The sequence below is a fragment of the Mucilaginibacter defluvii genome, assembly GCF_039543225.1.
GTDB classification, from domain to species: Bacteria; Bacteroidota; Bacteroidia; order Sphingobacteriales; family Sphingobacteriaceae; genus Mucilaginibacter; species Mucilaginibacter defluvii.
In genome coordinates, this window is record NZ_BAABJI010000001.1 from 1,189,303 (window position 1) to 1,203,259 (window position 13,957).

General features: G+C 43.0%; 14 protein-coding genes. 9 read left to right on the forward strand and 5 right to left on the reverse strand.

What is annotated here, in order from left to right; genetic code table 11:
• Nucleotides 1-16: 16 nt before the first annotated feature.
• The 7 genes from ABD960_RS05335 (at nucleotide 17) to ABD960_RS05365 (ending at nucleotide 6,081) form a co-directional block, all read left to right on the forward strand.
• A complete protein-coding gene (locus tag ABD960_RS05335; RefSeq protein ID WP_345329883.1) occupies nucleotides 17-1,270 on the forward strand; it encodes a nucleoside permease in 1,254 nt (417 codons plus the stop codon).
• A gap of 55 nt (nucleotides 1,271-1,325) precedes the next feature.
• Complete coding sequence (locus ABD960_RS05340) at nucleotides 1,326-2,198, forward strand: sugar phosphate isomerase/epimerase family protein (protein WP_345329884.1); 873 nt, start codon at nucleotides 1,326-1,328, stop codon at nucleotides 2,196-2,198.
• A gap of 13 nt (nucleotides 2,199-2,211) precedes the next feature.
• Nucleotides 2,212-2,979: a 3-keto-disaccharide hydrolase gene (locus tag ABD960_RS05345; RefSeq protein ID WP_228952301.1), complete on the forward strand. Its 768-nt coding sequence runs from the start codon at nucleotides 2,212-2,214 to the stop codon at nucleotides 2,977-2,979.
• A gap of 63 nt (nucleotides 2,980-3,042) precedes the next feature.
• Entirely contained in the window at nucleotides 3,043-4,197 is a 1,155-nt protein-coding gene (locus tag ABD960_RS05350) for a DNA topoisomerase IB (RefSeq protein ID WP_345329885.1), read from the forward strand.
• 38 nt (nucleotides 4,198-4,235) lie between these two features.
• Nucleotides 4,236-5,081, forward strand: a complete 846-nt coding sequence (locus ABD960_RS05355) for an SDR family oxidoreductase (RefSeq protein ID WP_345329887.1) — start codon at nucleotides 4,236-4,238, stop codon at nucleotides 5,079-5,081.
• 78 nt (nucleotides 5,082-5,159) lie between these two features.
• On the forward strand, nucleotides 5,160-5,594 hold the full coding sequence (locus tag ABD960_RS05360; RefSeq protein WP_345329888.1) for a c-type cytochrome: 435 nt from the start codon (nucleotides 5,160-5,162) through the stop codon (nucleotides 5,592-5,594).
• A 142-nt stretch (nucleotides 5,595-5,736) separates the two neighbouring features.
• On the forward strand, nucleotides 5,737-6,081 hold the full coding sequence (locus tag ABD960_RS05365; protein ID WP_232176260.1) for a phosphoribosylpyrophosphate synthetase: 345 nt from the start codon (nucleotides 5,737-5,739) through the stop codon (nucleotides 6,079-6,081).
• A gap of 561 nt (nucleotides 6,082-6,642) precedes the next feature.
• Here ABD960_RS05365 and ABD960_RS05370 read toward each other — a convergent pair.
• The 3 genes from ABD960_RS05370 to ABD960_RS05380 form a co-directional block, all read right to left on the reverse strand.
• Nucleotides 6,643-7,068, reverse strand: a complete 426-nt coding sequence (locus tag ABD960_RS05370) for a hypothetical protein (RefSeq protein ID WP_345329889.1) — start codon at nucleotides 7,066-7,068, stop codon at nucleotides 6,643-6,645.
• Between the two features lie 3 nt (nucleotides 7,069-7,071).
• Nucleotides 7,072-7,995, reverse strand: a complete 924-nt coding sequence (locus ABD960_RS05375; RefSeq protein ID WP_345329890.1) for an IS1595 family transposase — start codon at nucleotides 7,993-7,995, stop codon at nucleotides 7,072-7,074.
• 543 nt (nucleotides 7,996-8,538) lie between these two features.
• A complete protein-coding gene (locus ABD960_RS05380; protein ID WP_345329891.1) occupies nucleotides 8,539-9,120 on the reverse strand; it encodes a hypothetical protein in 582 nt (193 codons plus the stop codon).
• Between the two features lie 93 nt (nucleotides 9,121-9,213).
• On the opposite strand from ABD960_RS05380, the gene ABD960_RS05385 reads away from it, so the two are divergent.
• Nucleotides 9,214-10,107 (forward strand): pirin family protein, encoded by an 894-nt coding sequence (locus ABD960_RS05385; protein ID WP_345329892.1) that lies wholly within the window; start codon nucleotides 9,214-9,216, stop codon nucleotides 10,105-10,107.
• Nucleotides 10,108-10,109: 2 nt separating this feature from the next.
• Here ABD960_RS05385 and ABD960_RS05390 read toward each other — a convergent pair whose 3' ends face one another.
• Nucleotides 10,110-11,093 (reverse strand): SH3 domain-containing protein, encoded by a 984-nt coding sequence (locus ABD960_RS05390; protein WP_345329893.1) that lies wholly within the window; start codon nucleotides 11,091-11,093, stop codon nucleotides 10,110-10,112.
• A 283-nt stretch (nucleotides 11,094-11,376) separates the two neighbouring features.
• On the opposite strand from ABD960_RS05390, the gene ABD960_RS05395 reads away from it, so the two are divergent.
• Entirely contained in the window at nucleotides 11,377-12,936 is a 1,560-nt protein-coding gene (locus ABD960_RS05395) for a choice-of-anchor I family protein (RefSeq protein ID WP_345329894.1), read from the forward strand.
• A gap of 49 nt (nucleotides 12,937-12,985) precedes the next feature.
• Here the strand turns inward: ABD960_RS05395 and ABD960_RS05400 are convergent, their stop codons facing one another.
• The gene (locus tag ABD960_RS05400) at nucleotides 12,986-13,855 is read right to left on the reverse strand and encodes an AraC family transcriptional regulator (protein ID WP_345329895.1); all 870 of its coding nucleotides are present in this window, start codon (nucleotides 13,853-13,855) and stop codon (nucleotides 12,986-12,988) included.
• Nucleotides 13,856-13,957 lie beyond the last annotated feature (102 nt).

Genomic DNA, 13,957 nt, shown 5'->3' on the forward strand with positions numbered 1-13,957 from the left:
AAACAGACCATAAAAAATGACCTTTACTAACCGCTTTAAATTATCAGCCATGATGTTCCTGGAGTTTTTCATCTGGGGTGGCTGGTTTGTTAACTTAGGAACTTATCTGATAAAAAATTTTAAAAGTTCTGGATCAGAGGTAGGTGCAGCTTATCTGACTCAATCAATAGGCGCTATTGTTGCTCCTTTCATCATCGGTTTAATTGCCGACAGATTCTTTTCGGCACAAAAAATATTAGGTGTATTACATTTATTAGGTGGATTACTTTTATGGAGAGCCTCAACTTCTGAAGGTTTTACAGCATTTTATCCTAACATATTAATATACATGATTTTATATATGCCGACATTGGCCTTAGTGAATTCTGTAGCGTTCCGTCAGATGGATAACCCACAAAAGCAATTCCCTCCGATAAGGGTTTTGGGTACTTTGGGATGGATATTCGCAGGCTTTTTGGTAAGTTGGTTAAGTTGGGACAAACTTGGGAGTGAAGCTGCTTTGGTAAATACATTTAAAATGTCTGGCACTGCTTCATTGATTTTGGGTCTGTTTAGCTTCACTTTACCTGCTACGCCTCCTGTTAAAAAAGGACAGCAGGTTTCCGTTGGTGATGTTTTAGGACTTGATGCAATCGGTTTATTGAAAAACAAGTCTTACCTGTTTTTTTTCATAGCCTCTGTAGCTATCTGTATCCCTCTGGCATTTTACTACGGCTTTGCTAACGTTTTTTTACAGGATGCAGGTGTAAAAGGAAGTACTATAACACAATCATTGGGACAAGTTTCTGAAACTGTTTTTATGATATGTATTCCTTTTTTCTTTGTGCGTTTAGGTGTTAAAAAGATGTTGGCTATTGGTATGTCTGCCTGGGTGTTACGATATGTTTTATTCGCCTACGGCAACGGAGATACCAATTATTGGATGCTATTAGGCGGTATAGTTCTGCACGGTATCTGCTACGATTTCTTTTTTGTCACAGGCCAGATTTATACAGACAATCTAGCAGGCGAAAAGTTCAAAAGTTCTGCGCAGGGATTTATCACGTTGGCCACTTATGGTGTAGGGATGTTGATAGGATCAATCTTATCAGGTAAAATATATGATTCAAACGTAGGTTCTGATGGTTCGATACAATGGCAGTCTATTTGGTTAGTTCCGGCTGGTATTGCTGCTGTGGTGTTGGTGTTATTCCTGCTGCTTTTCCGTGATAAAAAACACGTTGAAACACAGCCCGGTGTTGATGCCGAGGACGCCGAAATTGTATTGTAATTAAACTAAAGCACTGATATTTAATCAAAGTAAATAACAATAAAAAATATTGCACATGACAAACAGACGTACATTTTTAGGTCAGGCCGGTTTACTGGGCGCGGCCATGCTTTTAAGGCCCGATCTGTCATCGGCCAAGGGTGTAAGTAAAGTTGGTTTACAACTTTACAGCCTGCGCGATTACCTGCCAAAAGACGTAAAAGGCGTTACCGAAAAGATTGCCAAAGCGGGTTATAAAGAGGTTGAAACCTATGGTTACTCCAAACAAAATGGTTTTTGGGGATTGGATGCCAAAGCCTACGGTCAGTTGCTGAAAGCTAACGGACTGGTTTCGCCAAGCGGGCATTACGGTATCGAATCATACTTCCGTGATGGCAGCGATAAAGAGATCAATGAAGCCATTGAGGCCGCTAAGATCATCGGTTCAACCTACGTGATATTACCATGGATGGGCGGCGAACTGATTGATACGGTTGACAAGTGCAAAGCTATGGCGCAAAAATTCAATAAGGCAGGTGAAATGGTAAAAAAAGCCGGACTTAAGTTTGGTTACCATAACCACAATTTTGAATGGAAACCTGTTGGCGATACCTCATTTTATGATGTGTTGTTAAAGGAAACTGATGTTAACCTTGTTACCCTTGAGCTTGACCTGTACTGGGTTTATCGCTCAAACCTTGATCCGGTTAAAATGCTTAACGAAAACCCCAACAGGTTTAAACTGGTACACGTAAAGGATGCCGATAAAGCTAACAAAGAGCTTAACACAGAGGTGGGCAAAGGGTTAATAGACTATAAAGCGATTTTTGCCGCTGCACAAAAAGCAGGTGTTAAACACTTTATAGTTGAGCAGGAAAACTTTACCAATATTGATCCTTACGTGAGCATTGGCGAAAGCATTTCATACGTAAAAACATTATCTATATAAAAAACCAATTACTGTGAATAATAAAACTATACTGACACTGCTGCTTGCTTTTGGCAGCGTATCGGCATTTGCGCAAAACGCCAAACCCGAGGATACTGAGGTTTGGGAGCCGGTACCTAAAGTGGTTACACCGGGCAAAACTACCGCCGAAGCACCATCAGACGCTATTGTGCTGTTTGACGGAAAGAACCTTAACGAATGGGCATCAGCCGATGATAACAGCAAGCCCGCTAAATGGGATGTGGCTGGTGGTGCCCTTACTGTGAAAAAAAGCGAAGGGGGCATAGTAACCAAACGTAAATTTACCAATTACCAACTGCATGTTGAATGGCGTGTGCCTGCTAATATTACCGGCACAGGACAGGGCAGGGGTAACAGTGGTATCTTCCTGGCCTCAATAGGCAAAGGCGATGCGGGTTACGAGTTACAAGTGCTCGACTCGTACAACAATAAAACTTACGTTAACGGACAGGCGGGTAGTATCTACAAGCAATTTCCGCCGTTGGTAAACCCAACCCGTAAACCGGGCGAGTGGCAAACCTACGATGTGATCTGGACCGCGCCAACCTTTAACGAGGATGGCAGCGTGAAAACCAAGGCCTATGTTACTGCTTTCTTGAACGGTGTACTGGTACAAAACCATACCGAACTGTTAGGCCCAACCCAATATATTGGCAAACCATCGTACCAAAAACATGGTGCGGCACCAATTTACCTGCAAGCACACGGCGACCCAAGCGAGCCGCTAAGTTTCAGGAATATTTGGGTTAGAGAGTTGTAAGCTTAATATATAATAAATTATTTTAAGGCCATGCGTAAGCATGGCCTTTGTTGTTTATTGCAGATGTACTTAAACACGGGTATAGTTGGCAAACTTAAAATCTTCAGCATTGTTGTTACGCAATACATTGATATGAACCGTCTTCAAAAAAAACTCGAAAAAATTGGTCGCGACCCTAAGGTAACCGCCAAAGCCGTAGGCTTGCGGTATGTGACTGATACCATGCCGGGATATACCCGCAAAAAATCAGGCAAGGGCTGGAGTTTTTATGATGCCGATGGTGCTTTGGTTAAAGATAAGGAACTGATAGCACGTTTCAACAAACTGGTGATACCGCCCGCATATACCAACGTGTGGATATCTCCGCATGAGAACGGGCATCTGCAGTTTACCGGCGTTGACGCTGCCGGACGGAAGCAATACCGCTACCACCCGGAATGGAACCAGATACGCAATCAATCAAAATATTATCGCCTGCAAACCTTTGCCGCGCACTTACCCGCCATACGCGAGCAGGTGGATAAGGATCTGGCACGCCGGAATATGGGATATGAGAAAGTAGTAGCCCTGGTTGTAAGGCTGATGGAACTGACCAGCATCCGTGTGGGCAACGAATCGTACAAAAAACTTTACGGCTCATTTGGCCTAACTACTTTACAGGATAAACATGTAAAGATTGAGGGTTCAAACATGCGTTTTGAATTTAAAGGAAAGAAGGGTGTATATCAAAAAATATCGCTGCAAAGCAAAAAGCTGGCACGGCTGGTTAAGCAATGCCGCGATATTCCGGGTAAGGAGCTGTTTCAGTTTTATGATGACGAAGGCAAGCGCTGCACAATTGATTCGGGCGATATAAATACCTACCTTAAAAATATTACCGGCGAGGATTTTACCGCGAAGGATTTTCGCACCTGGGCAGGCAGTGTGAGCGCCTTATTTGCCTTTAAAGAAGCTGGCGAGTATGATAATGCCTCGGACTGTAAAAAGAAGATTGTAAGCGTACTTGATGAAGTAGCAGTTGTTTTAGGCAATACCCGTACGGTATGCAAAAAATACTATGTGCATCCGCTGGTAATAAAAACCTATGAGGACGGAACGTTATTTAAATACATTGGCCATTTAGATGAAGATAAAGAAGAAAAAGCATCTGAGCTGCGAACTGCCGAAAAGGCATTATTGAGCATACTTGAAAATGAAAAGCTGGCACAGGCCAGCTAAGCATATATTTATTTTTTTCGATCAACAAATTCATCACATTGGCAGCAGTAACCACCGTTATTACAGGAGCAACATCAGGCATAGGGAAGGAAACAGCTTTAGCGCTGGCTAAAAAAGGGCATGGTTTATATTTATTAGTGCGGGATGTAGTGCGCGGCGACGAACTGGCGAGGCAGCTTACCGAGCAGACCGGCAATAAGGAAATCTACAGCATAAAATGCGACCTGAGCGATCTGCACAGTGTGTACACCGCAGCCGAGAAGTTGAAAAGCAAATTATTTGCTGTAAACGTATTGATCAATAATGCTGGCGGTATGTTCCCGCAGCGCGAATTAAGTAAGGATGGTTTTGAAAAAACATTTGCCGTTAACCACTTAGCGCATTTTGCCTTGTTTCATCACCTGCTGCCTTTGCTGCAGAAAGGACAGGCGCGTGTAATCAGCCTAAGCTCAGAAGCCCATCGGGTAGGCAAGATCGATTTGGATGGCATCAACAGCGAGAAAAAATATTCACTTATGCGGGTGTATGGCATGGCTAAGTTGTTCAACATCTTCTTCACCAAATCAGTAGCCGAAAAATATCAGGATAAAGGTATTACCGCCTTCGCCGTGCACCCCGGCGTAGTAAATACATCGTTCGGCACCGGAACGGGTGGCTTTACCGGCTTCATGCTTTCATTAGCAAGGCCTTTTATGATTACCGCCGAGCAGGGAGCAAAGACATCGGTTTACTTGGCTACACAAACCGGCTTGCATACAAAAAGCGGATCCTATTTTAAAAAGTGTAAGGTGGCAGGTACATCATCCGCAGCTAATGATGTTACTGCTCGCGAAAAGCTCTGGCAGTTGAGCGAAGAGTTGCTTAAGCAGCATCCGCCTGTGTAACAGTGTTGGTATATTTATGAAATCGGGCTGCAAATGTGTGGCGGCGCATTATATTTACTGCTCAATCTCACCCTGAATATGTTGATCAGTAAAAAAACATTTATCACAATTGGTTTACTGGCTGTTGTGGCTGGTACATCCATGATGTCGTTTAAAAGCGAAGCCCCCACCGAAGAAAAGAAGTTTAAGAATCTCAAGGTTTTACCCAAAAACATCACTGAGGATCAGATGCATGATGTGATGGAAGAATGGGAGCATGCCCTTGGCGTGCGCTGCAGCTTTTGCCACGTGCGCGATACAGCCACCAAAAAAATGGACTGGGCGAACGATGCCAAGCCCGAAAAGGAGATGGCGCGCAACATGTATAAAATGACCGCCATGCTCAATAAAAAATACTTCCATGCTAAAAAGAATGAGCTGGGCATGATGGCCGAAGAGGGCGTTAACTGCAACAGCTGCCATCGTGGCAATGCCCACCCGGAAGTGGTGCCAGCGAGTAAAAAGAAAGATTGATTTTATTGGTTCGGGTAGTATTTAAACGGCTATCAATTTTAATTAGTAGTAAAAAACTAAAACAAGCGGCGTGTAAAGCGGGTTATAGTAATATGAAACAGCCCTCAACCAGGCTGTTGATCTATCACTAAAAATACACGCCATGGAAAACTACGAAACTTTAGTGGATGCCACTAACGACCTTCTGAAAAGAGGATATACAGCTAATTTGAGTTTGGATGAAGACTCAGTGAATGACAAAGAGCGCGGTATTGAAATGCTGCCCGAGGAATTTGAAATTGATGAGTTCTATCGTTTTGAAGGGCCAAGCAACCCTTCGGATATGTCTATAGTTTACGCTATCAGTTCAGAAAAGTATAATTTAAAAGGTGTGTTGGTAAATGCTTACGGTGTGTACGCCGACAATGCCACTGCTGCCCTTTTAGCAAAGCTGCACCATAACCAGGTAAGCGATCACTTACATGGTGAGGACAGGCCTAAAGCCTAATGCTTCAATCAGGAGCTGGAATAACAAAATAGGGCTTTATTAAAATAGCGACGGATTTAATATCCGTCGCTATTTTGTTTGGTAATAATATACAATAATACACATAATTGATTATAATCCCTTGCGCTCTTTTTCCTTACGTATTTTTTCTTCTTGTATGTAGTTTAACAAGTAAAGCACAATGATTATTACATATCTCCACGGGATGATATATCCAGCCGATTCCGGCAATCGGCCAAAATATCTCCCTGTATGCTCATCAAAATTAAGGCTGAAAAATATATGACTTGTTATTAGGGATGACAAGGACATCCAGTACAGAGTTTCTTTCGTCATTAGGACCGGCTAATCAAATTGCCATTAGCCCCTATCTGGCGGGTTAAAAAGAAGCGCGGGGCCTCACCAATCACCGCGCCTGTCGAATTGCGCACACAAAGAGTGATAACCCCACGCCATAGCGTACGATACATCATTCCCTCGTTGTGTGTCCAGATTTAGAAGTTTCGACAGTTCGGTGATCTGAAAACGAGTTCGCTCATTAAAATTACCCAAAGGTAAGAATTACTCCTTATCTTCTGGTAAGCTATCTGGCATATCTTCTTTTGGAACTGACATGATTCCTAGCAATATCTTATCGAAGTCCGTCAAATCTTCATCCGATGATTCTGATTTTACCTGGTTGATTTTTTCTTCAAAGTCTTCCCAGCTTTTTGATTTACCCATTATCGATAGGAGTTTGTTGGTTAATATTTGGACATTTGCAAAATCAATTATATTTTCGATTTGAGGAGGATACGCCATCTTACTGGTTTTACAACGCCTTTCTATATCCTTATTATCTTGAGGGAATAAGTTAGGAATTATATATTGCTCTACGACACCCCTTAATTCAAATCGCCTTTTTTTGACCTCAGCAGGTGTATAACTCCAGCCATGTAACCTGAATATTTGCTTATTGAATAGCTCTGTTATTTCGTTACTCCCCATCGCTTATCCTATTAACTGTGAGTATGTTATTTTAAAGCCCTGCATCTGTTCTAAAAACATATTGAACCTATTATAACTGGTCTGCTTTCGAGTGTTATACCTGAACACCACCTCATCAACATATCTTTGAAGATGCTTTTTACTGGTTTTGTGATAGATACCCATTATTGCTCTTTTTATCCATGACCAGAAACCCTCAAGGGTATTGGTATATACATCTCCTTCAGCATACTGTTTAGCTCCATGGTTCACAATCTGATGATTATACCGGCTATGCAGCCCATTGTATGCCTGCCACTCATCAGTCATTAACCTGGCGCCCTTCTTTACGCGCTCACCAATGATCGGTTGCAAGGTGCTTGATTTTGTATCTGCAACAACTTTAGCAAAAACATCACCGCCGCGCTGTACAAGGCCAAATACCGGGGCTTTTACCTTAGTGCTTCGGCCATGGGTATCACCGGTCCTTTTTGATTTGTGCTTGTTGCCTTCCTTACCGCCAACATACGTTTCATCTGCCTCTACTATTCCTTCCATTTGCTTTTGAAATGATTTGTGCTGAAGAGCAAATCTTATTCTATGAAGCATAAACCAAGCTGTCTTCTGAGTAACTTCTATATCTCTGGCTAACTGATGGCTGCTTATTCCTTTCTTATGAGCTGTAATGAAATATATAGCCATGAACCATTTTTGCAATGGTATCTTAGTTGCCTCAAATATACTCCCTGTCAAAACAGTAAAATACTTGTTAGTATTACGGCATTTATACTTCCCGTTTGCACATTTATAAACACTTGAATTTTTATCAAATGGAGATACAACATTGCCTCTCCACATTATTTTTTCCAGATGACTCACGCAGCATTTATCGTCCGGAAATTGTTTTATGAGTTCAAGTATACTGTTAAACGGTTTCGGCAAAAACATTATAAGATAGATTGATGCCGCAAATATAAGTAGATGGTTACACAATTTAATTAAAAAATAAGTTAGGGCATACAGATTTGTCTGGTATACCCTAACTTTAGTTCGAAGTAATTAATTGACAACCTTGTTCGGAAGCCGCTTGCTATCCCTATAAAACTTATAGTGGGAGCGCCGAGGAACTAAGCGCTGCCTGACGCGTTCAGGACATGTTGAAGCACCGAACATACCACTTTGTTAATTTAATTTACTTCTATACAGGCCGTTCCCCCAAGAACGGCCTGTTTTATTTTAAAGAACATTTAAAAAGTTAGGAACCGAAATTCCTAACTTTAATGCGAGATAGTTAAACTGCAATCATAGTCAGATAAAACTTGCGGCTCCCCACAACTTGCGGAGAAACCACCGATGATCGAGGTGCGGTCTGGATGTATCCAGGCGGTGTTTAAAGAATCTGACCACCACAAGGTTGTTAGTTTATTACCTCTGAGCGAGCCGTCCCACAAAAACGGCTCGTTTTATTTTACCGGTGTGACTTGTGTTTTTTCATATATTATTACCTTTTGTTTTACGGGCACGGAGTTGATGGAGTATCTTCTTGCCGCGCGCCTGTATGGCGGCGGTACCATCGCGCATTAAAAATTCCATCTGGTTGGCCAACTCGTCAGCTATCCAATCGTATCTACTACTTAAATTCAGCAACGCCTCAGCCGCCGAAGCTTTAACGGCCACCAATACTTTAGGATCTATCAGCCAGTCAAAAAGTTTTTCAACTACCGCTTCCAGGTCAATCGCCGCTAATGTTGCTTTTATTTTTTCCGGTGATCTATGGTTGGTGAGCCTGATAATTGTATTAGCGTAATGGCGCTGGCTGCTTGGGTAACTAACCTCCGGAAAACGTTGCATCAGGTAAGGCAGATCACTTACATGTTCTTCGGCATTAACTATGATCACATTCTCCAGCAGCCATGATGCGCGAAAAGCTATATTCTTATCGGGATGAAACGTAATATCGATCAACGCCCGTAAAGGAAATTGATGCTCCCGCATAAGCACGGTGAGCGATAGCACGCGGGCTTTACCCATGGTAGCCGATATCTGTTTAATAAGTTCGTTTTGTGTAAGCATGATGATGCAGGCCTTGGCCAATATTACAAAAACCAACCCAATAGCTTTTGATTAATTAGTAAATTGCATAAGCAATTTTACTGCTGCATCATTATGTCAAACATCAGCCTGATAATTGAAGAACGCCCGCGCGATATTGGTAACTTTTTAGTTGGGCGTTTGCTGCCGTTTAGCAGCAAGCGGATGGTGGGGCCGTTTATCTTCATAGATCACATGGGGCCGGCCAAACTCAGCGAATACCAAAATATCGACATCGCCCCGCATCCGCATATCGGCCTGTCAACACTTACTTATCTGTTCGAGGGCGCTATTATGCATAAGGATGGCCTGGGCAGCGGAATGGAGATAAAACCCGGCCAGGTAAACTGGATGACCGCCGGCAAAGGCATTGCCCATTCAGAGCGTACGCCTGAATACCTGCGCATGTCCGAAAAGCAATTGCATGGCTTACAAATTTGGGTAGCATTGCCCAAACATCTCGAACAAATGGAGCCTGAGTTTTACCATGCCGAAGCTGAAGCCCTGCCCGAATGGGAGCAGGATGATGTACGCTATAAACTAATTGCGGGCGAATTTGCAGGCAAAAAATCGCCGGTACCGGTTTATAGTCCGCTTTACTTTATGGAGTTGAAAAGCAATTGCAGGCAAAGCGTAAAAATAGGCCATGAGCTTTACGGCGAATGTGGCCTTTACATATTAGAGGGCAATATTGAAAGCGAAGGCGCCACTTATCAGCCTAAAGAATTATTGGTAGCTAAAAACAGCCGATTATGTGAATTTACGATGGATGCAGGCACCACTATTTACTTTTTTGGCGGTGAGCCTTTTGCTGAAGAGCGTTTTATTTACTGGAATTTTGTAGCAACCAGTCGGGAACTAATTGAGCAGGCTAAGCAAAAATGGCGCAACCAGGAATTTGCCCCCGTACCCGGCGAAACCGATTTTATACCCTTGCCACCCGAGCCCAGGGAAATTAAATTTAAGTGATGTTACTTGATATCCAAAAACTGGTTGCTTACCCATTTGTTGTCCATGCCAATGCGGCTCCAGTTATTTTTTTGCTCGGCGATGAATAGTTCCTGCCCTTTGATATAGGCGCCTACCTTTTCAAACGATGTACCCGGCCCGGTGCGCACATTAAGCGTATTGGCCGAAACCGTGGCATGTTTTACATCGGTAGTATATTTTGCGGCTACCCAGTGCTGCTGGCTTCCGGATATGCGGTACCAGCCGTTCTTATCTTCATAAACCCGTAACACCGCACCCAGCGTGGCTGCTGCCCTGTCGGTGACTTTGAGGCTTGCCGCATCCGGCTTGGTACGTATGTTAAGCGAGCTTACCGTAACCATAGCGTATTTAATAACCTGCCCGGTTATTTGTGGCGTAGGTTGCGTAAGTACCGATACCAGCGGCAAAAAATTATTTTCGCAGTCGCTTACCTTGTTGCCGCCAAAAAAGGCTGTGCCCGGACAGCTTTTATTGTTTTTAGCGCCGTTGTTACGTACGCCGCTTGTAAGGTCAAACCAGTGGTGATAAACAATGGCATTGGTATTTACCGGCAGGCTAAAGCGGGTGCAAAGCTTGGCAGTTATGCGCACTATGGTATCGCGCTGTTCCACGGTCATGTTATCCTTACCGGTATCAAAGTTACCCAGGTTTTCAATGCAGATGGCGTTGGCGTTTTGGCCGGTAATGCAGGCCGGTGAGCGCTCAAGCGACCGGCCCGTAAGTATCGTCCCATCCGGAAAGGTGGTAAAATGCTGCCCTATTGCTGCCCAGCCGTTATGGTTAATGTGGTAATCCTGCATACCTTTTTGCAACTCAAAGTGGTTATTGCCCTTAAACAGCGAGTACGGAGGGCTGTAGGTATGGTGTTGTTGAATAGTGAGCACAGTGCGTGCTACTTTAAGCGAGTCTATCCAGGTTTCAAATTCCTGAACGGTCATTTTCGTGAATCCGAATTTTGAAGTCATAATTAATTGATGTGAGATTTAAGTAATAAAGCAGGGCAGGCCCTGCAATAATTGTTATAAAGTTTGGGTTAGTTTTTAGTGGGATCGGGCTTTAGGCTACCCGAAAAAGTATATGCTAATATAGCGAAATAAAACGACAATCAGGCGAGTAAAATAGCGGTAGCGTTACCGTTTTTACACGGTTGGTTGTTAATGCTGATTAACAAAATATTAATAATCAGGCTTATTTAGATTAACAATGCGGTAATAGTTTTGGCGCTTATATATCAACTTAAAAAACTGTATGAAGTATCCTTTACTATTTATCTCATTACTGGCCATTGGTTTTGCAAGCTGTTCAAAAGAAGACACAGCACCCGAAACCGAAAAGCCCGAAGAAGAATTCTTTGTGAATGAAGACGCGGCTACATTTGCCGAAATTGGGTCAATTGATATCGGCGAGACCGGGGCAGCCGAAATTTCGGCATTCGATGCGCAAACCAAACGTTTGTTCGTGGTAAATAACGATGAAAAGAATGGCGCTGTAAATCGTATTGATGTACTTGATTTCAGTGATCCTAAAAACATGAAATTGATACACTCTATTAGCATGCAGCCTTATGGCGGCGCTGTTAACAGTGTTGCGGTTTTTGACGGCAAGCTTGCTGCGGCTATCGAATCAACCGATAAACAGGCTAACGGTAAGGTTGCTGTGTTTAAAACCAGCGATTATGCCGAGATCAAATCTGTTACCGTAGGTGCACTGCCGGATATGATCACTTTTTCTCCGGATGGAAAATTCATACTTACCGCCAACGAGGGCGAACCTAACGCTGCTTATACAAATGATCCGGAAGGTTCCATATCTATTATCACAGTTGATAACAACTACGCGGTGACGACTGTAAACTTTTCAGCTTTCGCAAGTAAGCAGGCTGAACTGGTAGCCAAGGGTTTCCGTGTATTTGGCCCGAGCAACAGCTTTGTAAAAGATATTGAGCCGGAATACATCACTGTGTCTGAGGATTCAAAAACAGCCTGGGTAACCTTGCAGGAAAACAACGGCATCGCCAAGATCAATCTTACCACTAAAACTATCACCGATATTTTTCCGCTTGGATTTAAAGATTACACCGCCGACGGTAACGAAATCAACGTAACCGATAAAGATGGCGGCAGTACGGTTTTAGCTAAATGGAATGTAAAAGGTGTTTACATGCCTGATGCAATTGCATTGGTAGAATCAAACGGAACGCCATACTTATTCACTGCTAACGAAGGCGACGCCCGTGAGTATACCGCTTTTGTTGAAGGTGAGCGTATCGGTAAATTAACGCTTGATCCGGCTGCTTTCCCTAACGCTGCTGATTTGCAAAAAGAAGCGCAGTTAGGCCGTTTAAACGTCACTAAAACCCTTGGCGATGCTAATGGTGATGGTAAGTATGAAGCGCTGTATTCATTTGGCGCACGCTCATTCAGCGTATGGAACGGTAACACGGGCGCCCAGGTGTTTGACAGCAAGAACGAACTTGATGTTAAATCAATTGCCGCCAATGTGTATGACGATGGCCGCAGTGATGATAAATCAGTAGAGCCGGAAGGTATCACCGTAGGGAAAGTAGGCAATAAAAAAGTAGCTTTTGTAGGTATGGAACGTGCCGACGCAGTGGCCGTTTATGATGTTACCGACCCGAGCAAGCCCTCTTTCCTGCAATTATTTAAATGCGGCGACGCGCCGGAAGGCGTATTGTTTATCCCTGCCAAAAACAGCCCAACCAAAAAGAGCTTGTTAGTAGTTAGCAGCGAGAACGATGGCGTAGTTAAGGTATACACGCCAATACAATTTAATAACCCTCAACCTTAATACAATAAAAATGCCCGCGTTACAGCGGGCATTTTGTTTATCCGGAATGTTAGTTACGCACAAAGGTTTTTTGGTAACCCAGCGGACTTTTGCCCGTTATCTGCTTAAAATATTTATGAAAGCTGGCAAAATTGTAAAAGCCGCTTTCGTAGCATATTTCTTTAACGTTCAGTTGATTATCAATAAGCAGTTTGCAGGCATGGCCAACCCGTATCTCATTAATAAACTGTGAGTAAGTTTTATGGCTGCGCGATTTAAAGAACCGGCAAAACGAGTTTGGGCTAACGTTGGCAATAGCCGCAATCTCTTCCAGTTTGATTTTGTTTTTAAAGTTGGCTATGGTATAGTTGTATATGGCGTTTATACGGTCCTTCTCCGCTTCCTGAAAGTTGTAATGAAAACCCATTGATGCTAACGCCTGTTTTTGCGGATGGGCGCCAAGTGCCATTAAAATATCCATCAGCAGCATAATTTTGGATGGCCCACCGGTGCAAACAATACGTTCCATTATATTACCGGTCTCGGTATTTGTAATACTGTCCCTTACTCTAATACCTCGTTTCGCCTGCTCAAGTGTATCTTTGATAACTTTATTTTCAGGTAGATTTAAAAACACATCGCCCCAAAAGTTCTCGTTAAAATGTATCACGATAACGTCTACACGGCTTGCATCCTCAGCAAAATATTCATCATCATATTTCCAGAAATGGGGTAGGTTGCCGCCAACGAGCACAATATCGCCGGTTTTAAAATGTTCAATACTATCGCCGATAAATTGCGTACCGCCGCCGTTCTTAAAGTAGATCAGTTCGGCTTCCGGGTGATAATGCCAGTGGCTGTTAATGTCGGGCTCCGTATCGCGCCTGGCGCTAAAGGATTGAACAATATTGGTTGATACTTTTAGTAGTTGGGGTTTCATTACGGTATCATGGGTTTATAATAACGTGAAATAAGCTTAAAATACCTATTAAACAAAAATTAAACCTCGTTTAGTACAATATCGCTTAATAGTACGACAAAA